Source organism: Sphingomonas sp. SORGH_AS_0438, assembly GCF_031453475.1.
Lineage (GTDB): Bacteria > Pseudomonadota > Alphaproteobacteria > Sphingomonadales > Sphingomonadaceae > Sphingomonas.
The window spans coordinates 1,375,281-1,400,290 of record NZ_JAVIZS010000001.1 but is presented as its reverse complement, the minus strand read 5'-3'; the positions used below and the strand labels follow the sequence as shown (position 1 = coordinate 1,400,290).

The following is a 25,010-nucleotide window of genomic DNA, read 5'->3' as shown; positions in this document are numbered from 1 at the left end:
CGCCGTTCCCGCCACCCGCCGGCTTACCGAAATTTAATCTACTTTATACCGGCCGCATCGAGCACGGCATCGATCCGCCCGACCGCCGCGTCATAGCGGGGGTCGGCGATCCCGCCAAAGTGACGGACGAATTGCTGGTTGGTGAGCCCGTCCTGCTGCGCCATCAACGCCGGCGGCAGGATTTGATCCTCGGTGACTCCGGACAGCGCCGTCGCGATACGGACGGCCTCGCCCGGCTCGACCGCGACGGTGGCGATCCGGAAGCCGGACCGGTCGGCTGACAGGTCCAGGAAGGAGAAACCGGTCGGATCGCCGACCGCGAATTCCGATTGCTTGGACAGGCTGTCGGCCAGTTCCTTCCACGTCCCCATCGCCTGCGCGATCTGGGTGCTCGATCCCGCCGTCAGCGCGGCGGACAGCGACCAGTGCATGGTCAAGTCGGCCCGGCCGTGCAGCGTCACGACCGGCACTGCGACACGGCAGCCATCGGTACGCTCGCGCGCATTGCCGGCCATTTCCCCGGCACCGGGGTCGACCAGGAACATGGCGAGCGCGACGAAGGTGGCACGGTTCCGCTCCGCCGTCGCGGTGGCCGGCGATTGCAGCGCGAAGGCACGGCGAACCTGCGCGGCCACATCATCAAGCGGCGCGCTGCCTTGCAGGCGACCGAGCGTGCAATAGATTTGAGCGACCTGGGCCGGATCGATCCGATGCCCGTCGAGCCGCGCCAGCCCTTCGATCATCGACGGCGACAGGGTGATGTCGGCGGCGACACCGCCCGGCACGACCGTGAAGCTGCGGACCAGCGTATCGAGCGGTGGGACCGGCACATCGCGCTTCGCCAGCAGCCACCGCGCGGTGCGGATGACGAACCGCGTCATGCCCTCGCCGAGCGGGACATGGCCGACCGTCATGCGGATCGACGGAAAGCCCTTCGGCTGCGAGCGGACGGCCAGCGCGACGTTCAGCCAGCGGCCGAGCGGGAGCCTGTGCGCGGCGTCGATGCGGAGCGCACCGTCCGCCAGATACGCGTCCAGCCGATCAGGCGCGAAGCCATGGCTGGCCAGGGTGCTGATCGCCCGGAGGTCCATGCCGCTGAACCGCACCATACCGCTGGCACCCGGGGTCGTGCGCAGGACGCGAAGCTGCATCGCGGCCGCTCGTGCGGCGCCGACCTGATCCGCCGTCGGTGCGGGCAGGGCACGACCGATCGGCGATCCCCCCGTCAGCAGCAGCACCGCGCCCACCAGCAGCGCTGCGAGGATCAGGAGCACCCGCCGCCAGCGATGACGGGCCGGGCGGACCCGGTCGGGCGTGGTTTCGGCGGTCGACATCAGCACAGCCAGGGTCCTTTGCCGCTCCGCCGCATAAAGGCAATGCGGCATCGTTCGGCCGGGTCCGATGCGCGTTCGCCGACCCGCCGCCATTTTCCGGGTGTTCGAATCGTCGCCAGCGTCCATATGTAGGCGATGCATTCCGGGTTCGTGCCGCTTCGTATCTTTTCCTGCTTCACCATGCTCGACGGCGCGATCGAGCCCAAGGCGATCGCCGCCCAGGCCAAGGCGCGATCTTTTCCCGCCGCGGCGCTGACCGACCGCAACGGTCTTTATGCGGCGATGGCCTATTCCGACGCGGCCAAGAAGAGCGGCGTGCAGCCGGTCATCGGCACGATGCTGGGCCTCGCGCGTCCGGACATGCCGGAGGGCACCGCGCCCGTGATCGACTGGATCGCGCTCTATGCGCAGGATACGACCGGTTACGACAATCTCTGCGCGCTGGTGTCGACCGCGCATTTGGAGCGGCCGCTGGAACTGGTGCCGCATGTCGGCATCGACTGGCTGGAGCGGCATTCCGCCGGCCTCATCGCACTGACCGCCGGGGGCGAGGGGACGCTCGCCCGCCTACTGGCGGAGGATCAGCCGGATCGCGCCGCCGGTTTCCTCGACCGGTTGCAGGCGATCTTCGGCGATCGGCTCTATATCGAGCTGTGTCGGCGCAACGATCCCGTCGAGATGGCGGCCGAGGAGGCGTTGGTCGAGCTGGCCTATGCGCGCGACCTGCCGCTGGTCGCGACCAATCCCTGCTGCTTCGCCGACAGCGCGTTCGGAGACGCGCATGACGCGATGCTGTGCATCGCCAATTCCACCTATGTCGAAACCGCCGACCGGCCGAGAAGCTCGCCCGATGCCTGGCTGAAGCCGGCCGACGAGATGAAGGCGCTGTTCGCCGACCTGCCTGAGGCGATCGCCAACACGCTGGTCGTCGCGCAACGTTGCGCGGTAGCGGCCCCCTATCGCAAGCCGATTCTGCCCTCGCTGGCCGGCGATCGTGACGGCGAGGCGGCGATGCTGCGCGCCGATGCCGAGGCCGGGCTGGAGAAGCGGCTCGACCGTATCGCCGAATTGCGCGCGATGAAGGGCGAGCCGGACGGGGAACCGGGCTGGCGCGATCTGTACCGCGAGCGGCTGAAGTTCGAGGTCGACATCATCATCCAGATGGGCTTCCCCGGATATTTCCTGATCGTCGCCGACTTCATCAAATGGGCGAAGGATCACGATATTCCGGTGGGGCCGGGCCGTGGTTCGGGCGCGGGCTCGGTCGTCGCCTGGGCGTTGACCATCACCGATCTCGATCCGCTCCAGCTCGGCCTGCTGTTCGAACGCTTCCTCAATCCCGAACGCGTGTCGATGCCCGACTTCGACATCGACTTCTGCGAAACCCGGCGCGGCGAGGTGATCCGCTACGTGCAGGAGAAATACGGCCGCGACCAGGTGGCGCAGATCATCACCTTCGGAAAGCTGAAGGCGCGCGCGGTGCTGAAGGATACCGGCCGCGTGCTGCAGATGAGCTATGGCCAGGTCGATCGCCTCGCCAAGCTGGTGCCCAACCATCCGACCGATCCCTGGGACCTGAAGCGGGCGCTGAACGGCGTGCCCGAACTGGCCAAGGAATATGCCAACGACAACCAGATCCGCAAATTGTGGGATCTGGCGTCGAAGCTGGAGGGCCTGCCGCGCCACTCCTCCACCCACGCTGCCGGCGTGGTGATCGGCGATCGGCCGCTGGCGCAGCTGGTGCCGCTCTATCGCGATCCCCGGTCCGACATGCCGGTGACGCAGTTCGACATGAAATATGTCGAGGGCGCGGGGCTGGTGAAGTTCGACTTCCTCGGCCTGAAAACCCTGTCGGTGTTGCAGAAAGCGGTGCAGCTGCTCGCCAAGCGCGGCATCTCGGTGCAGCTCGACGCGCTGGAATGGGATGACGAGGGCACCTACGCCCTGCTCCAGCGCGGCGACACGGTGGGCGTGTTCCAGCTAGAATCGGAGGGGATGCGCCGCACGCTGTCGGCGGTGCGGCCGACCAACTTCGGCGACATCATCGCGCTCGTGTCGCTCTACCGGCCGGGACCGATGGACAATATCCCGACCTTCGGTCGCCGCAAGCAGGGGACGGAGGAGATCGTCTATCCCCATGCGCTGCTGGAGCCGATCCTGAAGGAGACCTATGGGATTTTCGTCTATCAGGAGCAGGTGATGCAGGCGGCGCAGATCCTGGCCGGCTACAGCCTGGGCGGCGCGGACCTGCTGCGCCGCGCGATGGGCAAGAAGATCAAGGCGGAGATGGACGCGCAACGGGCCATCTTCGTCGAGGGATGCGCGAAGGTGAACGGCATCCCCAAGCAAAAGGCCAACGAGCTGTTCGACTTGATCGACAAGTTCGCCGGCTATGGCTTCAACAAGAGCCACGCCGCCGCCTATGCGCTGCTCGCCTATCAGACCGCATGGCTGAAGGCGCATTATCCGCATGAATTCTATGCCGCGTCGATGTGCTTCGACATGGCGCTGACCGACAAGCTGGGCCTGTTCGTCGAGGATGCGCGCCGCGCCAAGGTCGAGGTGCTGGGACCGTGCGTCAATGCCAGCCTCGCCGACTTCGACGTGCAGCCCCGCGATGGCGAGGGCGTGGCGATCCGCTATGCGCTCGGCGCGCTCAAGTCGGTGGGCGAGGGGGCGATGGAGAAGCTCGTCGTCGAACGTGCCAAGGGGCCGTTCAAGAGCCTGGACGACATCGCCACCCGCGTCGACCCGCGCCTGATCAACAAGCGCCAGTTGGAGACGCTGGCGGCGGCGGGCGCGTTCGACGCGCTGGAGTCGAACCGTGCCGGCGTCCATGGGGCGGCGGAAATCGTGCTGGCGGTCGCGGCGCGCAACCACGAGCAGAAGGTCAGCGGGCAGGGCGGCCTGTTCGGCGATACCAGCCATGCCGGCGACACGATCCGCCTGCCCCAGGGCGCGCGCTGGTCGCTGGCGCAGCGGATGGAGCAGGAGAAGGACGCGTTCGGCTTCTACTTCTCGGCGCATCCGGTCGACCGGCACGCGCACCTCGCCAAGATGCATGGCGCGCGCACCTATGCCTCGCTGTCCGAACTCAATATCCCCGACGACGGCAACCGGGTCGGCGCGACGCTGGCGGTGCTGGTCGAGGATGCGCGCTGGCGCACCTCGGCGCGGGGCAAGCGCTACATGATGGCGCAATTGTCCGACGCCTCGGGCCAGTTCCTGGCGACCTGTTTCGACGACTCGGTCGCGGCCGATCTGGAGGAAGCGGCGAAGAATGGCGGCTGCGGCCTAATTACCGCTGAACTCGACCGCCGGCCGGGGGAAGAAACGCCGCGCGTGTCGATCAAACGCATCCAGCCCTTTGAGGGGCTGGCCAATAATGCGCGCTTCGTGATCGAGGTGACGGTCACTGCGCCGGCGACATTTACCCTTTTGGCAGAACTGCTTGCGGACCATCGCGGGGCGCGGGGCGAGATTCGGGCCAGGCTGTCGACCAGCGAGGGCGAGGCAATGGTCCTGCTGGGCCGCGATTTCCGGCTGGACGCCGAGCTTGCCGAACATATCGAAGCGTTGCACGGTGTCACCGCCGTCGCGCTCCGGACCTCTGAAACGAGGCTGGCGCTCGTCGGCTAGGCAGCCGGGAGAGGGTCATGCTGGATACCATGCAAGAGGTCGAGCTGCGCGTGCCGCGCATCCTCGACCATGCCGCGCGCGAACATGCGCGGCGCGAGATCGTCACGCGCTGGGCGGACGGTCGCGAGACACGGACCGACTGGGCGCAGATCGCGCACGATGCCCGGCGGCTGGCGCAGGCGCTGGAGCGGCTGGGGGTGCGGCCCGGCGACCGGGTCGCGACGCTGGCGATGAACCACGCCAACCATCTGGTCGCTTGGTACGGTGCGATCGGAATGGGCGGCATCATCCACACGATCAATCCGCGCTTGTTCGACGATCAGCTCGCCTTCATCGCCAACCATGCCGAGGACCGCGTGCTGCTCTACGATCGCTGCTTCCAGCCGATCGTCGACAGGATGCGCGACCGCTGGCCGACCATCGCCCATTATGTCGTACTCGACGGCGAGGGGCCGGATACGCTCGCGGCCCTGCTCGCGGACGAGGATGGCGATTATGCCTGGGTCGAGGGCTCGGAGCGTGAGCCCTGCATGCTCGCCTATACCAGCGGTACGACCGGTGACCCGAAGGGCGTGCTCTACACGCATCGATCGTCTCTCCTTCATGCGCTGACCGTCATCACTCCGGCGGTATTCGACTTGTCGTCTCGGGGCGTCGTGCTGCCGGTGGTGCCGATGTTCCATGCGGCCGGTTGGGGCCTGCCCCTGGCGGTGCCGATCGCGGGGGCCAAGTTCGTCTTCTCGGCGGTCAACGAGCCGGCGGTCCTGTGCGACCTGATGACGCGTGAGCGGGTGACGCATTCGGCGGGCGTGCCCACCGTGTGGCTCGGCCTGTTCGCGCATATCGATGCGGGCAACCCGCCGCCGGCCGATCTGAAGCTGGTGACGATCGGGGGCTCCGCCGCGCCGCGAGCGATGATCGAGCGGTTATGGGCCATGGGTTACGAAGTCGCGCATCTCTGGGGAATGACCGAGACGTCGCCGGTCGGCACGGCCGGCCAGCGGCCGCCCGAATGGGACGCGATGCGCCTGGAGGAACGGCTCGACCTGGTGTCGAAGCAGGGCCAGATCCCGTTCGGCATCGAACTCCGCATCGTCGACGACGAGGGAGGGGAGCTGCCCCGTGATGGCGCCACGTCCGGCCGGTTGCAGGTGCGCGGTGCCTGGGTGATCCGTCGCTACTACCGGGCGGAAGCCGATGCGCTGGACGGGGCGGGCTGGTTCGACACGGGCGACGTCGCAATCCTGCATCCCGACGGTACGATGCAGATCACCGACCGGGCCAAGGACGTGATCAAGTCGGGTGGCGAGTGGATCAGCTCGGTCGATCTGGAGAATGCGGCGGTCGGCTGCCCTGGCGTCGCCGAGGCGGCGGCGATCGGCGTCGTCCATCGGCGCTGGGACGAACGACCGCTGCTGCTGGTCGTCGCCAAGCCGGGATCGGGGGTGACGGCGAAGACAATTCGGGCCCATCTGGCGACCAAGGTCGCGAAATGGTGGCTGCCGGACGAAATCCTGTTCGTCGACGACCTGCCCCACACTGCCACTGGCAAGCTGCTCAAGACCGAATTGCGCGCGCGCTATCGGAATTACCAGTTGGCGGGCAGCGAACTGCCCGCCTGACCGGATCAGGCGGTGGCGGGGTCGATCCGGTAGTGGATCGGCTTGAAGCTGCCGCCGTTCGAGTCCGGCGCGGAGCAGGCGGTCAATCCGATCACCAGGTCCATGGCGGCGCGGAAGCGGATATGGTCGCCCGCCTTGCTGATCGGCGGCAGGACCCGCAACTTGCCCGTGTCGCCGTCGATCGGCACGTTCATGAAGCAGTTGAACGCCACCGGTATCCGATCCGGCACCACGCCATAAGGCTCCAGCGCCGCCGCCAGATTGCCGAAGCAGCCGCGATGCACCGGCAGATGCGGATAGAAATGGTGGAAGGTATCGACCGAACAGGGCGTCAGCAGGAAATCGTGCCGACCGACCATGTCCTCCACGATCTCCAGCATCACGTTCGAGCGATTGGAATAGAGATGGTGGCCGGTGGTCAGGTAGATCGTCTCGGCATAATCCAGCGTCCGGCCCGAGGAGATCACCTCGTTCAAGTCATGCGCGTTGAACGCCAGCAGGTCGGCGACCTGCTCGCCCCGTGGGTCGATTACGGTCAGGATTTCACCGGCCTTGAGCGGGAAGGCGGTGCCGCTGCGCTCCGGAATCTCGTGCACGGCGGCGCTCATGCCTCGTCGCCGCCCTTATAGTGGAACGGGCATTTCCAATCCGACCCGACCATCCGGCCGCTATATTGCCGCGCCTCGCTCGATTGGCCGTGTCGGGCCAGCATCGGGTTGCGCGATCCGGCGACGGCTTCGTCGCGGACCATGATCTTCTCGCGCATCGTCTCATACTTGCCCTGGGCGCGGAGCACCTCGAACTGGTCGTGCAGGTTGAAGACCAGCACCGGCCGCGAAAAGCGGCGGGCGGGACGATTGGAGGCAGGGTGCAGGCCGACGACGAAAAAGGCCTCGCCGCCGAAGCTGAGGGAGAAATGCGGACTGTCGGGATCGGCGCTGACCGTTCGGTCATAGGGTAGGCCACGCCACACATCCTTGTCCGACAGCGACTGGACGCGTGTCCACAGCAGCCGCTCGAACTCGGCTTCCGAGAGGCCGCCGGGACCGTCGAAGATCACCGCCAGACTACGGAACAGCCCGGGATCGGCGCGATAGGCGGTGGCGAAGGCTAGCAGCCGTTCATGGATGCGGACATCGTCCCAGGCGCTGTCGAGACTGCGGCAACCGACCGTCTCCAGCGTGCCCTTCGCCATGGCCGCCTTGGCGCCGACACAGGGGAAGGCGGCGTCGGCAATGCGGTCGAACAATTCCGCGCGGGCCGGTTCGGCGGCTGGTGCGCCCCAGTCGAACATCGGTCGGATTGGGGGAAGGGGTGGCAGTGCTCGGTCAACGATCATGTCCCGTCCAAAACCACAGGACCTGCTTCGTTCCGCTCATGCCTTGAGTATAGGAGGGCGGGTTGATGCATATCATGACGTTTTGCCCGGTCCGGCCGCCCTTCTGTGCAGCGTGAAAAACTTCCCCGCCATTTTCGAGACATGGCGCGTCATGCCACCACTTGGCCTGGTTCGATCGATGGCCGAGGCTTGTCAGCGGCCATGCGCATCCGCAAAGCCGCCGGCTTCAACCGCACAGGAGGTTCCATGCAGGACGAAGACTATGTCTATGACGAGACGAGCGGCGAGTGGCTGCCGGCATCGCAAGTGGCCGCCCAGGCCGCAGCCGCCGAGCAGGTCGAGGTCCGCGATGCGGTCGGCAACCTGCTGGCGGACGGGGATCAGGTGACGCTGATCAAGGATCTGGACGTGAAGGGTGCGGGGCAGACGCTGAAGCGCGGCACGCTGATCAAGTCGATCCGCCTGACCGGCGACGCGCAGGAGATCGACTGCAAGTTCGACGGGATCAAGGGACTGGTGCTGCGCGCCGAGTTCGTCCGCAAGCGCTGATCCCACCTGCCGTCAATGGGAGTCGTAATATCCCGCCCAGCCGGGCTTGGGCCGCCGATTGCGCGTCGTCCAGGCCCAGCCGGCCAGGCCCAGGCCGACCAGCGCGAACAGGCCGATCAGCGCCAGGGCCATCAATCGCATCTCGGCCAGATAGCCGAGCACGATCGCGCCGCCGAGACCGACGACATAGGCCATCGCCGCCAGCGCCACGCGGACACGCGCGGCGCGGGTCTTCGCCATGAACGGGGCGGGGGCCGCCAGCACCAGCGCGGCTATCGTCATCGCCGCCGACACGATCGCGGACCCGCCCGACAACAGGAACAGAAGGAACGACAGGATGATCGTCGTCATCGCCCATAATGCGGCACAAAGCCTGATCTTCGACATGCATTTCCCTCTTTGATGGGGCGCTTACCCTTTGACACCGGCGGTTGCCAAGGGATGGCTTGATCCACTTCGCTCAGTGATCCCCATGGCCGGCTTCATACGACTCCGGACCTTCCGATCCATGCGCCTGCAAATAGCCTATTTCCCCGTCCATGATCCGTGCCGCCGTCAACACGCCGGTGCGATAGGCGCCGGTGTCGACGCCGATGCGGTTCGCCCCGAAGAACGGCTCGTCCGAATCCCAGCTATGGCCGTGGACGATCATCTTCTTGAAGCCGCGCCGAGCATTCAGGAAATCGTCACGAATCCAGAGCAGGTCGCGCTCCAGCTGGCGGTGGAGCGAAACGCCCGGCCGCACCCCGGCATGGGCGAAGGCATAGTCGCCGATCAGCAGCAGCGTCTCCAGCGTCTGGAGCAGGCGCAGGTGGCGCGCCGACATGGCGTCGAGCAACTGGTCCCGCGCGCGATAATGCTCCTCCGGCACGGCATCCCAGGCGGGCGCGGTGATGCCATAGGAGGCCAGCGTCTCCGCACCCCCGACGCGCAGCCAACCGGCGGCGGCGGGCGGCTGCTCGATATAGGTGAGCATCATCTGCTCGTGATTGCCCTTCAGGCACCGTGTCTCGAAGGCGGTGCCGGCCCGCATCCAGGCGATGGTGGACAGGACCTTGGCGGAATCCGGTCCACGATCGACATAGTCGCCGCAGAAGATCAGCAGGGGGCGTCGCCCGACGACCTCGTGGCGCCTGGCGTCCCGGGCGATCTGTTCCAGCAGAATGAGCAGCAGGTCGTAGCGGCCATGGATGTCGCCGACCGCATAGACGAGCTGGCCGTCGATCCGTCTCTTGGTGCGGTGGTTCCGATCCTCCTCGGTCACCGCTGGAAGCGACACCGGTTCAGCGGTCACGAAGCGCGACCTGGGTAGCAGCGTGGAGTTCGTCGGCGAGCGCGTCGTAGCGGCGGATCGTGCCGTCGGGATCGTCGAGCGATCGGTCGAGCGCGCGGTTCCAGGCCTTGGTCGTGCGGACCAGCGTCTCGCGCGGCACGCCGGCGCGGACGGCCTGACGATAGACCTGGACCAGGCGGCGGTCGGCGTCGCGCACGTCACGATAGATGCACGCGTCCTCGTTGCTGCCCGGACGACAGTTGGACGACAGGTCGCCCGTCGCCAGCCAGGACGGACGCGCCGGCGAAGTGTCGGCTGCACCCGCGCGCGCCGGAGCGGCAGCGACCCGTGCGATACGCTGACCGACGGAAGTCGGCGCGGGGCCAGGGGCGGGCGTCTCGGCCGGTGCGAAGCCGCCGTCGGAAGGGGGCGTCGCCATTGGAGCGGCGGGGGCGACCGCCGTGAAGGCGACCGGGGGCGGGGCGGAGGTGATAGCCGCCTTCGCGCCGGTGACGGCATGGGGCACGGGCCGCTGCGCGACCTGTGCCTCGGTCAGGAAGAAGGCGATCGAGCCGAGAGCGGCAACCGGCACCAGCCCGATCAGCCAGCGTGACCGGGTGACGGGCTTGCCGGTCGGGACGATCGAGTGGCCGGTGCCGGTCTGGCCGCCGCCATTGGCCTGCGCGCCGAAGATACGTTCCAGATCGGGCGAGATGTCCCGCGGGTCACCCGGCCGGGCCATGGCGTGTCCTTTGCGAAAATCCGGTATCATATCAGCATCCTGCCCGTGAACGGATGCTGTATCGAACGGCCAGCGATTGAGTTCACGCACGGGCCAGGAACACCACGCCGGGCACCGCCGCGCTCGCCCCCGTCGCCCGCAGCCGTCCATCGGCCATCAGGTCGAACGCGGCGACATTGCCGGAGCGTTCATTGGCGACGAGCAACCGGCGTTCCTGCTCCAACAGCAGGAACTGGCGCGGCCAGATGCCGCCGGACGCGATATGCTGGAGCAACGTCGGCGTGCCGCGATCGTCGAGCGCGAAGACGGCGAGGCTGTTGTCGCCCCGCACCGACACATAGAGGCGACGCCCGGCCGCATCGATCGCGATGTGCGCGCCATAGGCCGCCCCTTGTGCGCCAGCCGCCCGGATCGATTGGGCGCCGAGCGTGGTGAACCGCCCCTCCGCTTCCGCTGCGAGCGTGAATAGCTGGTTCGACAATTCGCTGACCAGATAGGCGCGCGGCAGGCGCGGATGGCGCACCAAGTGGCGCGGGCCGGTGCCGGGCGGTGCCTGCCAGGCGATCGCGGTCGTGCCGGCCATGCCCGTCGCCGGATCGATCGGGGTAGCGAAAATCGCGTCCGCGCCCAGGTCGACCGAATGCAACCAGCGTCCGTCGCCGGTAAAGCCGACCCAATGGGCATGGGGTCCGGCCTGGCGCGCCGTGTCGGGGCCGTGGCCATGATGGAGCAGCATCTGCACGCCGTCCGGCCGGCCATCGGCGTCGAGCCGATAGAGCGCGACCGTACCGCTGCTGTAGTTCGCCACCGCCAGTCGCCGTTCGGTCGGGTCGAGCGCAACATGGCAGGGGGCGGCGCCACCGCTGGCCGCCAGCGTGATCCGCGACCAGTCGGGGGCATAGACGCCAAGCCAATTCTCCGCCTCGTCGACGGCATACCAGCGTCCCGCGCGGCTTCGCACGGCGAAGGAGGCATTGGCGATGCGGTTATTGGCCGCGCCGACCGTCCAGGGCTTGGCCCCCGTCCGCAGCGTCAACGGATAGAGGCCCGCTCCGCCTTCATTGGTATAGGTGCCGGCGACCAGCGTCGTTCCGAATGGAACGCGGCCCCATGCGGGCGCGGCGAGACCGGCGGCGATGCCGGCAAGCGCCGAGCGACGCGTGAGCATCATCCCCGACATGATTGGATCCTAAAGCACATGGGGCGACATTTGCCGCGCTGCCGCGCAAGTGCAAGGGCGGTTCACCACCGGTTCGGAATTTCCGTGTCAGAAAAGGGGACGAATGGACAGGCGATGGTTCCGGCCGGCCGCGATTGGGCTGGCGATGATGATGGGCGGTGGCGCGGTGGCAGGGGTGCGCGCGGCCGAGACTCCGCGCATCCAGTCGCCCGAGGAGGCGCTAGCGCAGGATGCGGGCGAATATGCCACGGCGTTCCACCTGCCGCTCGACGTGGCGATGCGTCACCTCCGGGCACAGGACGAGACGTTGGCGACGACGGATGCGATCGAGCGCGAGTTCGCCGACCGGCTGGCCGGCATCGCCGTGGCGCCGGGGCCGGACTTTGCCATTGACGTCCTGCTGACGGGCGATGCGCCGGTGACGGACCGCTTCGTCACGGCGGCCGGATCGGTCGTCCTGATCCGCTTCTACACCGGCGCGGCGGCGACCCGTGCGCAGATGGCGGAGTCGATCCGGCTGCATCAGGCTGAAATCCGCGCCTCGCTGCTGCGCCCGCCCGCTTTCGGCGTCGACCAGCGCACCGGCACGATCGTCGCGGTGGTCGGCGACAGCGACATCGCGCGGGAGGGCGTGCAGCCGCTTCGCATACGGCTCGCGGCGCTCCTCGGCGCGCCGGTCCGGCTGCGCACCGTCGAGCGGCCCTCGCTCGACACGGCGGCGGAGGGCGGCGCGCGCGTCGTCGGCGTCGATCCGGCGGACGGGCGGCGCTATGCCTGCACGACCGGCTTCGTCGTGACCGATGGCCAGCGGACCGGCATCGCCACCGCCGCGCATTGCCCGGACGAACTGGACTATGTCGATGGCGAGGGACAGCGCCAGCCGCTCGCCTTTGTCGGGCAATGGGGCTGGGGCTATCAGGACGTGCAGGTCAATGTCAGCGCCGAGCCGCTCGCGCCGCTCTTCTTCGCCGATACGCGCAAGACGGTGGCACGGACGGTTCGCGATGCACGGTCGCTGGCGGGCACGCGCGCGGGCGACTATGTCTGCCATCGGGGCGAGCGGACCGGCTATAGTTGCGCGTCGGTGGAGCTGACCGATTTCGCGCCCGCCGGCGACCTGTGCGGCGGCGCCTGCCTGCCGAGCTGGGTGACGGTCGCCGGCCCCAATTGCCGCGCGGGCGACAGCGGCGCGCCGGTGTTCAGCGGCACGCGGGCCTATGGCATCGTCAAGGGCGGCAGCTATCGCCGCGACGGCACCTGCGCCTTCTACTTCTACATGTCGACCGACTATCTGCCGACCGGCTGGGCGCTGCTCGGCGCACCCTCGCCGATGGTAAATTCTGTCACCAGCATTGCCCCATCGCCCGAGACCGGGCAGAGATGAACCGGCCGATGTTGATGACGGCCTGAGCCTATCCTGCCGAATTTCCTAGCGAACAAGGACCTTCATGACGCGCTCGCTGCTTCTCCGTTCCTGTGCCGCCGCCTGCCTGCTCGCGGCGTGCATCACTGCCGCCGCGGCGGACGCCCAGTCGGCGCGCGTCAACCCGCTGACCGTCCAGAGCGACCTGCCGTTCCAGGCCCCGCGCTTCGACCGCATCCAGGACAGCGACTACCAGCCCGCGATCGAGCGCGGCATCGCCGAACAGGCGGCGGAGATGACGCGGATCGCCAATGATCCCGCCGCGCCGACCTTCGACAACACGATCGTCGCGATGGAGCGGTCCGGCCGTATCCTCGACCGCGCGGCCCAGGCCTTTTCGGCCGTGGTCGGCGCCAACACCAACCCGACGCTGGACAAGGTGCAGGAAGCGGTCGCCCCCAAGCTGGCGGCGCATTCGGACTCGATCTTCCTCAACCCGCGCCTTTTCGCGCGGGTCAAGTCGCTCTACGACCGGCGCGCCGCGCTGAAGCTGACGCCCGAGCAGGCGCAGGTGCTCGACATCACCTACAACAACTTCATCCATGCCGGCGCCAAGCTGTCGGCCGCCGACCAGGCCAAGCTGCGCGTGCTGAACGGCAAGCTGTCGACGCTGGAGACGGCGTTCCAGCAGAAGCTGCTGGCGGCGGCGAAGGGCGGCGCGCTGGTGGTCGACGACAAGGCGCGGCTGGTCGGGCTGGACGATGCCCAGATCGCGGCGGCGGGCCAGGCGGCGCAGGAGCGCGGGCTCACGGGCAAGTACCTGCTGCCGCTCCAGAATACCACGCAGCAGCCGATGCTTCAGTCGCTGACCGACCGCGCCACCCGCCAGGCGCTGTTCGACGCGAGCTGGACCCGGGCGGAGCGCGGCGACGTCAATGACACGCGCTCGACCATCGTCCAGCTCGCCGACCTGCGCGCGCAGAAGGCGCAGCTGCTCGGCTATCCCAACTTCGCCGCCTATGTCCTCTACGACCAGATGGCCAAGACGCCGCAGGCGGCCAAGGCGTTCATGCAGCGGCTGATCCCGGCGACGGCGGCCGAGCAGAAGCGCGAGGCGGCCGAGATCCAGAAGGTCATCACCGCCAATGGCGGCGACTTCGCGCTCAAGCCCTGGGACTGGGATCGCTATGCGGAGATGGTTCGCAAGGCGAAGTACGACCTCGACGAGAATGAGGTGAAGCCCTATTTCGAGATCAACCGGGTATTGCAGGACGGCGTCTTCTACGCCGCCAACCAGCTCTACGGCCTGACCTTCAAGGAGCGGAAGGACCTGCCGGTCTATCAACCCGATGTGCGCGTCTTCACCGTCTATGACCAGGACGGGTCCGAACTGGGCGTGATGTATTTCGACTATTGGAAGCGCGACAACAAGAATGGCGGCGCGTGGATGTCGAACTTCGTCGGGCAGTCCAAGCTGCTCGGCACCAAGCCGGTGATCTACAACGTCGCCAACTTCACCAAGCCGGCACCGGGCCAGCCCGCGCTGATCAGCTTCGACGATGTGACGACGATGTTCCACGAATTCGGCCATGCGCTGCACGGCCTGTTCGCCAACCAGACCTATCCGACCGTATCGGGCACCAACACCGCGCGCGACTGGGTGGAGTTCCCGTCGCAGTTCAACGAGCATTGGGCGCTCGATCCCAAGGTGCTGGCGCATTACGCCAAGGACTATCGCACCGGCGCGCCGATGCCGGCTGCCCTCGTCACCAAGGTAAAGAACGCGGCCAAGTTCAACCAGGGCTATGCGCTGGGCGAACTGATCGCCTCGGCGATGCTCGATCAGGACTGGCATTCGCTGCCCGCCTCCGCCGGTCCGCAGGATGTCGATGCGTTCGAGGCCAAGTCGCTGGCGGAGATGGGGCTCGACACCGCCGATGTGCCGCCGCGCTATCGCTCCAGCTATTTCCTGCACATCTGGGCGAATGGCTATGCGGCGGGCTATTACGCCTATCTGTGGACGCAGATGCTCGACGACGACGCCTATTCCTGGTTCGAGAAGCATGGCGGCATGACCCGCGCCAATGGCCAGCGTTTCCGCGACATGATCCTGTCAAAGGGGCATAGCGAGGATTACGGCCCCATGTTCCGCGCCTTCTACGGCAAGGACCCGGACATCGGTCCGATGCTGGAGGATCGCGGCCTGGCCGGCACCGCCAATTGACGGCTGCGCCCCCATCACGGTTCTGAAAAGGCCGCCGCACCGCTCCATTGAGGCCGGTGCGGCGGCCTTTCGCCTATAAAGGACCTTGGGGGTGGAACTCAGGTCCGGGCATGACGTATGCCTAGCATAGCCATTGAACGAAGGAGACGACCGGTTTGGAGATCGTGACGCTGTGCCTGTTCCTGCTGGTCGCCGTGGTGGTGAGTGGCATCGTTTCGCGAATACTCCCCTCCGCCTTGCCCCGGCCCATCGTCCAGATCGCTCTGGGCGCCGCGATCGGCATGGTCGCGCATGTGCGGGTCGAACTCGACCCCGAGTTGTTTCTGCTGCTGCTTGTTCCGCCGCTGCTGTTCCTGGACGGCTGGCGCATCCCGAAGGAAGCGCTGTTCAAGGATCGCGGTGCGATCCTGGGCTTGGCGCTGGGCCTCGTCTTCCTCACCGTGCTCGGCATGGGGCTGTTCATCCATTGGCTGATCCCGGCCATGCCGCTGGCGGTCGCCTTCGCCCTGGCGGCGGTGGTGTCGCCGACCGACCCGATCGCGGTGTCGGCGGTGGCGCAGAAGGTGACGATCCCGCCCAGGATGATGCACATCCTGGAGGGGGAGTCGTTGCTGAACGACGCGTCCGGCTTGGTTTGCCTGCGCTTCGCGATCGCGGCGGCGCTGACCGGGTCCTTCTCCATCTGGACGGCGGCGACGACCTTCGCCTGGATGGCGGTGGCGGGTGTCGCGATCGGCGCCGGGCTGGCCTGGGGCATCGTCAGCGCCAAGAGCGCCTTCTCGCGCCGCTTCGGCGACGATGTCGGGTCGAACATCCTGGTCAGCCTGTTGATCCCCTTCGCCGCCTATCTGGGGGCGGAGCATCTCCATGCCTCGGGCGTGCTGGCGGCGGCGGCGGCGGGCATCACCATGACCTTCACCAATGTCTCGACCGGGGTGGCGGCGGCGACGCGGATCCGGCGCCGCGCGGTGTGGGACATGCTGCAATTCACGCTGAACGGGGTGATCTTCGTGCTGCTGGGCGAACAATTGCCCGATGTGGTGGCGCGCGCCCGCGATACGGTGGCGGCGACCGGGCATCAGAGCGTCTGGTGGCTGGGCCTGTACGTGCTGGCGATCGTCGCCGGCCTGTGTGCGCTGCGCTTCGGCTGGGTGTGGGTGTCGCTGCAATTCACCGTCTATCGCTCTCGCTGGCGGCAGGGCGACGCGGAGAAGACCAGCCCGCCGCGCCGGGTGATCGCGGCCATGACCACCGCCGGCGCGCGCGGCGCGATCACGCTGGCGGGTGCGCTCACCCTACCGCTCACCATGACCGATGGCCGCGAGTTTCCGGCCCGCGATCTCGCGATCTTCCTGGCATCGGGCGTGATCCTGTCGTCGCTGATGATCGCGGCGATCGGGCTGCCGCTGCTGTTGCGCAACCTACGCCTGCCGGCCGATCAGGGCGTGGAGGCGGAACGCGCCAGGGCCCGCCGGGCCGGTGCGAAGGCGGCGATCGCCGAGCTTGAGCGCGTCCAGCATCGCATGGCCGATGGGCGCGACGATGCCGACCGCTTCGTCGATGTCGCCGGCCGGCTGATGGACCAGTATCGCGAGCGCCTCGACGCGCTGGCGGATGACGACGACAGCAAGATCGCCGCCAAGGCCGATGAGCGGCTGGAGCGTGAGATGCGGCTGGCGGCGATCCGTGCGGAGCGGCGCGCGATCTTCAACCTGGCGCATCGTCGCGAGATCACCACCGGCGTCGCGGAACAACTGGGTCGCGAACTCGACCTGGTGGATGCCCGACTGACCCGGTTCGGGACGAGTGCCTAGCCAATAATTACAAGGCGTTGGCAAAGGTTGACACAGGGCCGCAAGCTTTGCATCCGAATTGGCATGACTGGCCGCCAGACTCGCAACGTTTCGCTCAGCCCCGAGCTCGAAACATTCATCGGTGACTGCATCGCCTCGGGCAATTATTGCAATGCCAGCGAGGTGGTGCGTGCCGCGCTGCGTTCGCTGCGCGACACGCCGGCATCCTCCCCGGCGGCCGACGTACCCGCCGGTGACTGGCTGAAGGGGGGCGGCCATTGCGGCGCGTTGATCCGGCAGCGGGACTGGTCGGCAACGCCCCTGGGTCCGATCGAACGCTGGTCGCCGACCCTGCGCACCACGATCGGAAACGTCGTCAACTCGCCCGTGGCCAAGGCACTGATGTGGGGGCCGGAGCATATCCTGCTCTACAACGATGCCTATGGCGCCATCGCCGGCGGCAAGCATCCCGAGGCGCTGGGCGGTCGCACGGCGCAGGTATGGCCGGAAATCCGGGAATGGAACCGCGAGATGCTCGCCTCGGCGATGCGGGGCGAGCTTCTCTCCTATCGCGACCAGCCGCTGACGCTGCACCGGAACGGGCAGGCGGAGACCATCATCCTCGATCTGTTCTACACGCCGGTCTATGACGACGACGGGGATGTCGGCGGGGTCATGTGCACCTGTGTCGACAACAGCGCTCGCGTTGCCGCCGAACGGCGCAGCGCGGTGAGCGAGGCGGAACTGCGCACCGTCACCGACGCGCTGCCGGTGCTGATCTCCTTCGTCGATCGCGATCTGATCTTCCGGTTCGCCAATCGCTATTACGTCAACTGGTTCGGCCTGACGCCGCAGCAGGTGGTCGGGCGCCATGCGCGCGACGTGATCGGCGAGGCCAATTTCGCCGAGCGCGAGGCGCTGATGCGCCGCGCACTGGCGGGCGAGACGATCGAGACGGACTCGGTCCTGCGCGACAGCCAGGGTGTTCCGCGCCGCGCCAATGTCCGCTACCTGCCCCGGACCGAGGCGGATGGCAGCGTTTCCGGCTTCCACGTGCTGGTCTTCGACATCGAGGAGCGAATGCGGCACGAGGAGGAACTGGTCGCCAGCAACGGCCGCTTCCGGGCGGCGATGGATGCAGTGCACGGGGTGCTCTGGACCAACAGCGCCGATGGCCGGATGATCGGCGAGCAGCCGGGCTGGTCCGCGCTGACCGGACAATCGCTGGAGGATTATGCCGGCTTCGGCTGGTCCAAGGCCGTCCACCCGGACGATGCGGCGGCGACGGTCGACGCCTGGAACGCGGCCGTCGCCGGCAAGACGATGTTCGTCCACGAGCATCGCGTCCGGCGGCATTGCGGCACCTGGCGGACCTTCGCCGTCCGGGCGCTGCCGACCTTCGACGATCGCGGCGAGATCAACGAATGGGTCGGCGTCCACACCGATATCTCGCATCAGCGGGCGGCCGAAGCAGCGCTGCGCGACCATGCCGAGGCACTTGCCCGACAGGTCCGCCACCGCGAGCGCGCCGAGGATCAGCTCCGCCAATTGAACGAGACGCTGGAAGCGCGCGTCATCGCCGAGATCGAGAGCCGTCGCGCGGCCGAGGCCAAGCTCGCCCAGTCGCAGAAGATGGAAACGGTCGGCAAGCTGACCGGGGGCGTGGCGCACGACTTCAACAACCTGCTCCAGGTCGTGTCCGGCAATCTTCAGCTGCTCGCCAAGGATGTGGCGGGCAACCACCGCGCGGAGCAGCGCGTCGCCAACGCGATGGGCGGCGTCTCGCGCGGGGCGCGGCTGGCGTCGCAGCTGCTGGCCTTCGGCCGGCGCCAGGCGCTGGAGCCCAAGGTCGTCAATCCCAGCCGCTTCGTCCGGGGCATGGACGACATGCTGCGCCGCGCGATCGGCGAGGGGATCGAGGTCGAGACGATCGTCGCCGGCGGCCTGTGGAACAGCTTCATCGATCCGGCGCAGATCGAGAATGCGCTGCTCAACCTGGCGATCAACGCCCGCGACGCGATGGACGGGCAGGGCAAGCTGACGATCGAGATGGCCAATGCGCATCTCGACGACGATTATGCCCGCACGCATGACGAGGTGACGGCGGGCCAATATGTGATGCTGGCGGTTAGCGACACCGGCAGCGGCATGTCGCCCGAGATCATCGAGAAGGTGTTCGAACCCTTCTTCTCCACCAAGGCGGAGGGCAAGGGATCGGGCCTGGGCTTGTCGATGGTCTATGGCTTCGTCAAGCAATCCGGCGGCCATGTGAAGATCTATTCGGAGGTGGGGGAGGGGACGACGATCAAGCTCTATCTGCCGCGCGCCTATGAGAGCGAGGATGTCGAGGTCGCGACCGATACCGGGCCGGTCACCGGCGGCACCGAGACGGTGCTGGTGGTCGAGGACGATGCCGAGGTGCGGGCGACGGTGGTCGAACTGCTATCCGACCTGGGCTACCGGGTGCTGAAGGCGGTGGACGCGGCGAGCGCGCTGGCGATCGTCGAGAGCGGGATGCCGATCGACCTGCTCTTTACCGACGTGGTGATGCCGGGCACGCTCAAGAGCCCCGAGCTGGCGCGCAAAGCCCGTGAGCGGCTGCCGGAGATCGCGGTGCTGTTCACCTCCGGCTATACGGAGAATTCGATCGTCCATGGCGGCAAGCTGGACGCGGGCGTCGAGCTGCTGTCCAAGCCCTATACGCGTGAGGCGCTGGCACGGAAGGTCCGCCACGTCCTGGCCAATCAGGGCCAGCGGCGGATGGCGGGCGTCCGGCCGGCACCGGTCCCGGCTCCATCGGCCCCGTCAGTGGTGCCGGAACCCGAGCTGGAGATCGCCATGCCGCCGGCCCCGGTCACGGTCCGTGCGACGCTGCTGCTGGTCGAGGACGACGCGCTGATCCGCGCGAACACGGCAGAAATCCTGGAGGATGCCGGCTATGTCGTGGTCGAGGCGGGCAGCGCCGAGGAGGCGATGGCGGCGATCCAGACCGTGCCGGTCGATATCCTGGTGACCGACGTCAACCTGCCGGGGGCGTCGGGACCGATCCTCGCCGAGCGGACCCGCGCGCTCCATCCCCTGGCGCGGATCATATTCGCGACCGGCGATCCGTCGGCGGTCGGTACGATCGACAATGCGGCGGTGCTGGCCAAGCCCTATGGGGCTGGCCGCTTGCTGGAGCTGATTGCCATGGGCCCCGCGAAGACCCGGCAACTGGAAGGCGAGGCGTGATGCGGCGGGGCGATCCGTTCGCCCCGCCGGTTCGGTTCAGTTCAGGCCGCCACCGAGCGTGCGATAGAGCGTGACCAGATTGCTGGCGCGGGTCAGGCGCGTCGTCACCAGGCTCTGTTCGGCGGCATAGGCGGTCCGCTGCGCGTCGAGCGTCGTCAGGAACGAGTCCACTCCGGCCCGGAACCGCGCGTCCGACAGGCGGGCCGCGCCACGCGCGGCCGCAGCCCGAGCGGTTTGCGCGGCGACCTGCTCGCCGATCGTGCCGCGTTGCGCCAACGCGTCGGCGACCTCGCGAAAGGCGGTCTGGATCGTCTGCTCATAGGTGGCGGCCGCCGCCTGTTCGGAGGCGCGAGCATAGTCCAGATTGCCCTTGCGCCGCCCCGCGTCGAACAGCGGCAAGGAGACGGCGGGCGTGCCGGTATAGGTGAAGCTGCCTCCGGCAAACAGTCCGGACAGCGCCGTGCTGATCGTCCCCAGCGTCGCGGTCAGCGAGATGCTGGGGAAGAAGGCCGCCCGCGCCGCGCCGATATTGGCGTTCTGCGCGATCAACTGATGCTCGGCCTGGAGCACGTCGGGTCGGCGGAGCAGCGCCGCCGAGGAGAGGTTCGACGGCAGCGAGTCGAGCGTGTAGTTCGCCGTGCCCAAATCGCCCGGCAGCAGGTCGGCGGCGACGGTGGTGCCGACCAGCAGGTTGAGCGCATTCTGGTCCTGCGCGATCTGGGTCCGGAGCGCGGCGATGTCGTTGCGCGCCGACTGATAGTTGGTTTCCGCCTGCCGGACTTCCAGCTCGGACCCGACGCCGACGCGGAACTGCGCGGTCGTCAGGTCCAGCGTCTGCTTGAACGTACCCAGCGTGCTTTGCGACAGGCGGAGCTGCTCCTGGTCGGAGGCCATGGTCAGCCAGGCGCTGGCGATCTCCGCAATCAGGCTGATGCGGGTCGAACGCTGCGCTTCCTCCGATGCCAGCACCTGCTCCTGCGCGGCGCGGGTCAGGTTGCGGATGCGGCCGAACAGGTCGAGCTCGAACTGCGAGAAGCCGGCGGTGACCGAATAGGCCTCGATATTCGTCGAGCCACCACCGGTGGTGACACCGCCGCCCGTTCCGCCGCCGCTGTTGCCGCCGCCCGTGCCAGTACCCGTACCGGTGCCGCCACCGCTGGCCGCTCCGGCCGCGCCGAAGATGTTGTTGGTATAGGTGCCCGTGCCGCTGAGACTGGTCGAGGGCACCAGGTCCGAACGCTGCACCCGGTATTGCGCCCGCGCCTGCAGCACGTTCGCCGCCGCGACGCGGAGATTGCGGTTATTGGCCAGGCCCAGCTCGATCACCGACCGCAGGCGCGGGTCGGTGAAGAAGTCGCGCCAGCCGATCGCGCTGACATCCGGCGCGTCGGTGGATGCGGCGGGATAGGGTCCGCCCTGCGGCAGGGTGGCGGGCACCGCGCCGTCGGGACGGACATAGGTGGGTGCGAGATTGCACCCGGCGAGCGTCGTCGTCGCCGCCAGCAGGGCGGCCAGCATCTTCATCTTCACGATCACGCTCCCTGCGGCTGCGCGCCGCGATCGGACAAATTGGGGTGGTCGGCATGATCCTCATGGCGACGATCGGTCTGGCCATGCTTGAACAGCCGGCTGACCACGACGAAGAACATCGGCACGAAGAAGATCGCGAGGACCGTGGCCGAAATCATGCCGCCGACCACCGCGCGGCCGATCGCATTCTGCCCACCGGCACCCGCGCCCGTCGATATCGCCAGCGGCAGCACACCGAACACGAAGGCTAGGCTGGTCATCAGGATCGGGCGGAGGCGCAGCTTGGCCGCCTCCACCGCCGCGTCGAAGGCGGGCCAGCCCTCGCGCACCCGTTCCTCGGCGAACTCGACGATCAGGATCGCGTTCTTCGCCGACACGCCGATCGTGGTGATCAGGCCGACCTGCAGATAGATGTCGTTGTTCAACCCGGTCAGCAACGCCGCGAGCAGCGCACCGACCACGCCCAGCGGCACGACCAGCATGACCGCGATCGGCACCGACCAGCTCTCATAGAGCGCCGCGAGGCAGAGGAACACGATCAGCAGCGACAGCGCATAGAGCGTGGGGGCCTGCCCGCCCGACAGCCGCTCCTCATAGGACAGGCCGGTCCATTCCAGCGCGGTGCCCGGCGGCAGCTTGGCATGGATCGCCTCCATCGCCGCCATCGCGTCGCCGGTGCTGACGCCGGGGGCGGGGGCGCCCTGAAGCTCCATCGCCGGCTGGCCGTTGTAGCGGGTCAGCTGCACCGGCGCCTGGGCCCAGCTCAGCGTCGAGAAGGCCGTATAGGGGGCCATCGCGCCGCTGTCGCCGCGGACGTAGAAGTCGCCGATATCGTCCGGCGCCAGGCGATAGGGCTGGTCCGCCTGGATATAGACGCGCTTCACCCGGCCGCGATCGATGAAGTCGTTGACATAGGCACCGCCCCAGGCCGTGGCGATGGTCGAGTTCACCGTCGCCAGGTCGAGCCCCAGCGCCCGCGCCTTGTCCTCGTCGATATTGACCTTGAGCTGTGGCGCGTCGTCCAGGCTGAGCGGGCGGACCTGCGTCACGCTCTTGTCCTGCATCGACATGCCCAGCATCATGTTGCGGGCCATCAGCAGCTTCTCATGTCCGATCCCGCCGGTATCGACAAGTTGGAGGTCGAAGCCGGTCGCGTTGCCCAGTTCCTGCACCGCCGGCGGCACCAGCGCGAAGATCATCGCGTCGTGGAACTGCGAGAAGGGCCCCATGGCGCGACCGGCGATCGCCTGCGCCCCGTTCGCCGCGCCGGAGCGGTCATCCCACGGCTTCAGGTTGATGAAGGCGAGACCGGCATTCTGGCCCTGGCCGGCGAAGGAGAAGCCACTGATCGTGAACACGCCCGCGACATTCGCCTTCTCGGCGTTCAGGAAATGGTCGCGGACCAGCGCCAGCCCCTTGTCGGTACGCGCGGTGGTCGCTCCCGATGGGCCCTGGACCAGCGCGATCACCGTGCCCTGATCCTCGTCCGGCAGGAAGCCCGAAGGCAGCCGCCAGAACATCACGCCCATCACCAGCGCGATCAGCAGATAGAGCAGTGCCGAACGCTTCCAGTTGCGCGCGGTGCGGGTCACGCCGCCCTCATACTTGTGCGTGCCGCGATCGAAGGTCGCGTTGAACCAACGGAAGAAGCGGGCGAGGGGGCCATGCCCCTCATGCTTGGTCGGGTCGTGCGGCTTGAGGATGGTGGCGCAGAGCGCCGGGGTCAGGATCAGCGCGACCGCGATCGACAGCACCATGGCCGATACGATGGTGATCGAGAACTGGCGATAGATGACGCCCGTCGACCCGCCGAAGAAGGCCATGGGCAGGAACACCGCCGACAGCACCAGGCCGATGCCGACCAGCGCGCTGGTGATCTCGTCCATCGACTTGCGCGCCGCCTCCTTGGGGCTCAGCCCCTCGGTCTGGATCAGGCGCTCGACATTCTCGACTACGACGATCGCGTCGTCGACCAGCAGGCCGATGGCCAGCACCATGCCGAACAGCGTCAGCGTGTTGATCGAGTAACCGGCGACCGCCATCACCGCGAAGGTGCCGAGCAGCACCACCGGCACCGCGATCGTCGGGATCACCGTCGCGCGCCAGTTCTGGAGGAACAGGAACATGACGAGGAAGACGAGGACGACGGCCTCGATCAGCGTGTGCACGACCTGCTCGACCGACAGGCGGACGAAAGGCGTGGTGTCATAGGGGTAGACGACCTTGACGTCGGCCGGGAAGGTCTTGGAGATTTCCGCGACCCGCTGCTTGACCAGCTCGACCGTGGTCAGCGCATTGGCGCCGGGTGCCAGCTTGACGCCGAAGCCCGAGGCGGGGCGGCCGTTATATTGCAGGTCGAAGCCGTAATTCTCCGCGCCCAGCTCGACCCGCGCGACATCACGCAGGCGCACGATCGCACCGCCCGCGCTGCTCTTCAGGCGGATGTTGCCGAACTGCTCGGGCGTCTGGAGGCGGGACTGGACCGACACGGTGGCGTTGAGCATCTGCTCCTTGGGCGCGGGCTGCGCGCCCAGCTGGCCGGCGGAGACCTGCGTGTTCTGCGCCTCCACCGCCGCCGTCACATCGGCGATCGTCAGCTGGTAGCTGTTAAGCTTGATCGGATCGACCCAGATGCGCATCGCATATTGCGCGCCGAACACCTGCAATTCACCGACGCCGTTGACCCGGCTGATCGGGTCCTGGAGCCGCGACACGACATAGTCGGACAGATCGCTGCCCGAATGGCTGCCATCGGTCGAATAGAGGCCGATGATCAGCAGGAAGTTGGCGGATGATTTGGCGACCTGCAGCCCCTGGCGCTGCACCTCCTGCGGCAGCAGCGAGGTCGCCGCCTGCAGCTTGTTCTGCACCTGCACCTGCGCGATGTCGGGATCGGTGCCCTGTTCGAAGGTGAGGGTGATCGTCACCGTCCCCGCCGAGGAGGAGGAGGACGTGAAATAGCGCAGATGGTCGATGCCCTTGAGCTGCTGCTCGATGATCTGCGTCGTGGTCCGCTCCAACGTCTCCGCGTCCGCGCCCGGATAGGTGGCGGTGACGGAAACGGCCGGCGGGGCGATGGTCGGGAACTGGGCGATCGGCAGGCTGCGGATCGCCAGCACGCCGGCCAGCATCAGGATGAGCGCGATGACCCATGCAAAGATGGGCCGGTCGATGAAATAGCGGGACATGGG

General features: G+C 67.6%; 16 protein-coding genes. 7 read left to right on the top strand and 9 right to left on the bottom strand.

Translation table 11 applies throughout. From position 1 onward, the window contains the following. Positions 1-38 precede the first annotated feature (38 nt). Positions 39-1,340 carry a hypothetical protein gene (locus QE452_RS06545; RefSeq protein ID WP_309729765.1) on the bottom strand — a complete coding sequence of 434 codons (1,302 nt, stop codon included), beginning with the start codon at positions 1,338-1,340 and terminating at the stop codon, positions 39-41. Between the two features lie 129 nt (positions 1,341-1,469). On the opposite strand from QE452_RS06545, the gene dnaE reads away from it, so the two are divergent. Continuing rightward, complete coding sequence (dnaE, locus tag QE452_RS06540) at positions 1,470-4,973, top strand: DNA polymerase III subunit alpha (RefSeq protein WP_309659020.1); 3,504 nt, start codon at positions 1,470-1,472, stop codon at positions 4,971-4,973. Positions 4,974-4,990: 17 nt separating this feature from the next. Next, positions 4,991-6,595 carry a long-chain fatty acid--CoA ligase gene (locus QE452_RS06535; protein ID WP_309659021.1) on the top strand — a complete coding sequence of 535 codons (1,605 nt, stop codon included), beginning with the start codon at positions 4,991-4,993 and terminating at the stop codon, positions 6,593-6,595. Between the two features lie 5 nt (positions 6,596-6,600). On the opposite strand, the gene QE452_RS06530 is transcribed toward QE452_RS06535, so the two are convergent. Together QE452_RS06530 and gntA are read right to left on the bottom strand one after the other, a co-directional pair. Continuing rightward, complete coding sequence (locus QE452_RS06530; RefSeq protein ID WP_309659022.1) at positions 6,601-7,203, bottom strand: urea carboxylase-associated family protein; 603 nt, start codon at positions 7,201-7,203, stop codon at positions 6,601-6,603. After that, on the bottom strand, positions 7,200-7,934 hold the full coding sequence (gene gntA, locus QE452_RS06525; protein WP_405052742.1) for a guanitoxin biosynthesis heme-dependent pre-guanitoxin N-hydroxylase GntA: 735 nt from the start codon (positions 7,932-7,934) through the stop codon (positions 7,200-7,202). Before gntA ends, QE452_RS06530 begins: the two co-directional genes overlap by 4 nt. A gap of 246 nt (positions 7,935-8,180) precedes the next feature. On the opposite strand from gntA, the gene QE452_RS06520 reads away from it, so the two are divergent. Beyond that, positions 8,181-8,483 carry an alkylphosphonate utilization protein gene (locus QE452_RS06520; RefSeq protein ID WP_309659024.1) on the top strand — a complete coding sequence of 101 codons (303 nt, stop codon included), beginning with the start codon at positions 8,181-8,183 and terminating at the stop codon, positions 8,481-8,483. Between the two features lie 12 nt (positions 8,484-8,495). Here the strand turns inward: QE452_RS06520 and QE452_RS06515 are convergent, their stop codons facing one another. From QE452_RS06515 to QE452_RS06500, 4 genes are all read right to left on the bottom strand, one after another. Next, entirely contained in the window at positions 8,496-8,870 is a 375-nt protein-coding gene (locus QE452_RS06515) for a hypothetical protein (protein WP_309659025.1), read from the bottom strand. A gap of 73 nt (positions 8,871-8,943) precedes the next feature. Continuing rightward, complete coding sequence (locus QE452_RS06510) at positions 8,944-9,777, bottom strand: metallophosphoesterase family protein (RefSeq protein WP_309659026.1); 834 nt, start codon at positions 9,775-9,777, stop codon at positions 8,944-8,946. Beyond that, positions 9,767-10,498, bottom strand: a complete 732-nt coding sequence (locus tag QE452_RS06505) for a hypothetical protein (RefSeq protein WP_309659027.1) — start codon at positions 10,496-10,498, stop codon at positions 9,767-9,769. The genes QE452_RS06510 and QE452_RS06505 overlap by 11 nt, the downstream gene beginning before the upstream one ends. An 82-nt stretch (positions 10,499-10,580) precedes the next feature. Further along, entirely contained in the window at positions 10,581-11,678 is a 1,098-nt protein-coding gene (locus tag QE452_RS06500) for a beta-propeller fold lactonase family protein (RefSeq protein WP_309729762.1), read from the bottom strand. Positions 11,679-11,781: 103 nt separating this feature from the next. On the opposite strand from QE452_RS06500, the gene QE452_RS06495 reads away from it, so the two are divergent. The 4 genes from QE452_RS06495 to QE452_RS06480 all read left to right on the top strand — a co-directional run bounded on the left by QE452_RS06495 (position 11,782) and on the right by QE452_RS06480 (position 20,289). Then, on the top strand, positions 11,782-13,062 hold the full coding sequence (locus QE452_RS06495; protein ID WP_309659029.1) for a hypothetical protein: 1,281 nt from the start codon (positions 11,782-11,784) through the stop codon (positions 13,060-13,062). Positions 13,063-13,126: 64 nt separating this feature from the next. Further along, the gene (locus QE452_RS06490) at positions 13,127-15,265 is read left to right on the top strand and encodes a M3 family metallopeptidase (protein WP_309659030.1); all 2,139 of its coding nucleotides are present in this window, start codon (positions 13,127-13,129) and stop codon (positions 15,263-15,265) included. A gap of 155 nt (positions 15,266-15,420) precedes the next feature. Continuing rightward, a complete protein-coding gene (locus QE452_RS06485; RefSeq protein WP_309659031.1) occupies positions 15,421-17,079 on the top strand; it encodes a Na+/H+ antiporter in 1,659 nt (552 codons plus the stop codon). 63 nt (positions 17,080-17,142) lie between these two features. Then, positions 17,143-20,289, top strand: coding sequence for a type II toxin-antitoxin system ParD family antitoxin (locus QE452_RS06480; RefSeq protein ID WP_309659032.1), 3,147 nt, complete (start codon positions 17,143-17,145; stop codon positions 20,287-20,289). A gap of 36 nt (positions 20,290-20,325) precedes the next feature. On the opposite strand, the gene QE452_RS06475 is transcribed toward QE452_RS06480, so the two are convergent. Together QE452_RS06475 and QE452_RS06470 are read right to left on the bottom strand one after the other, a co-directional pair. Continuing rightward, complete coding sequence (locus tag QE452_RS06475) at positions 20,326-21,813, bottom strand: efflux transporter outer membrane subunit (protein ID WP_309659098.1); 1,488 nt, start codon at positions 21,811-21,813, stop codon at positions 20,326-20,328. Positions 21,814-21,821: 8 nt separating this feature from the next. Next, positions 21,822-25,007 (bottom strand): efflux RND transporter permease subunit, encoded by a 3,186-nt coding sequence (locus QE452_RS06470; RefSeq protein WP_309659033.1) that lies wholly within the window; start codon positions 25,005-25,007, stop codon positions 21,822-21,824. Positions 25,008-25,010: the final 3 nt, after the last annotated feature.

What these genes read in the sequence shown, in the direction of transcription:
- QE452_RS06495 (WP_309659029.1), top strand. Translation starts at nt 11,782, where the DNA reads ATGGACAGGCGATGGTTCCGGCCGGCCGCGATTGGGCTGGCGATGATG.
- QE452_RS06475 (WP_309659098.1), bottom strand. Translation starts at nt 21,813, where the DNA reads ATGAAGATGCTGGCCGCCCTGCTGGCGGCGACGACGACGCTCGCCGGG.
- QE452_RS06490 (WP_309659030.1), top strand. Translation starts at nt 13,127, where the DNA reads ATGACGCGCTCGCTGCTTCTCCGTTCCTGTGCCGCCGCCTGCCTGCTC.
- dnaE (WP_309659020.1), top strand. Translation starts at nt 1,470, where the DNA reads ATGCATTCCGGGTTCGTGCCGCTTCGTATCTTTTCCTGCTTCACCATG.
- QE452_RS06520 (WP_309659024.1), top strand. Translation starts at nt 8,181, where the DNA reads ATGCAGGACGAAGACTATGTCTATGACGAGACGAGCGGCGAGTGGCTG.
- QE452_RS06470 (WP_309659033.1), bottom strand. Translation starts at nt 25,007, where the DNA reads ATGTCCCGCTATTTCATCGACCGGCCCATCTTTGCATGGGTCATCGCG.
- QE452_RS06505 (WP_309659027.1), bottom strand. Translation starts at nt 10,498, where the DNA reads ATGGCCCGGCCGGGTGACCCGCGGGACATCTCGCCCGATCTGGAACGT.
- gntA (WP_405052742.1), bottom strand. Translation starts at nt 7,934, where the DNA reads ATGATCGTTGACCGAGCACTGCCACCCCTTCCCCCAATCCGACCGATG.
- QE452_RS06535 (WP_309659021.1), top strand. Translation starts at nt 4,991, where the DNA reads ATGCTGGATACCATGCAAGAGGTCGAGCTGCGCGTGCCGCGCATCCTC.
- QE452_RS06500 (WP_309729762.1), bottom strand. Translation starts at nt 11,678, where the DNA reads ATGTCGGGGATGATGCTCACGCGTCGCTCGGCGCTTGCCGGCATCGCC.
- QE452_RS06530 (WP_309659022.1), bottom strand. Translation starts at nt 7,203, where the DNA reads ATGAGCGCCGCCGTGCACGAGATTCCGGAGCGCAGCGGCACCGCCTTC.
- QE452_RS06515 (WP_309659025.1), bottom strand. Translation starts at nt 8,870, where the DNA reads ATGTCGAAGATCAGGCTTTGTGCCGCATTATGGGCGATGACGACGATC.
- QE452_RS06480 (WP_309659032.1), top strand. Translation starts at nt 17,143, where the DNA reads ATGACTGGCCGCCAGACTCGCAACGTTTCGCTCAGCCCCGAGCTCGAA.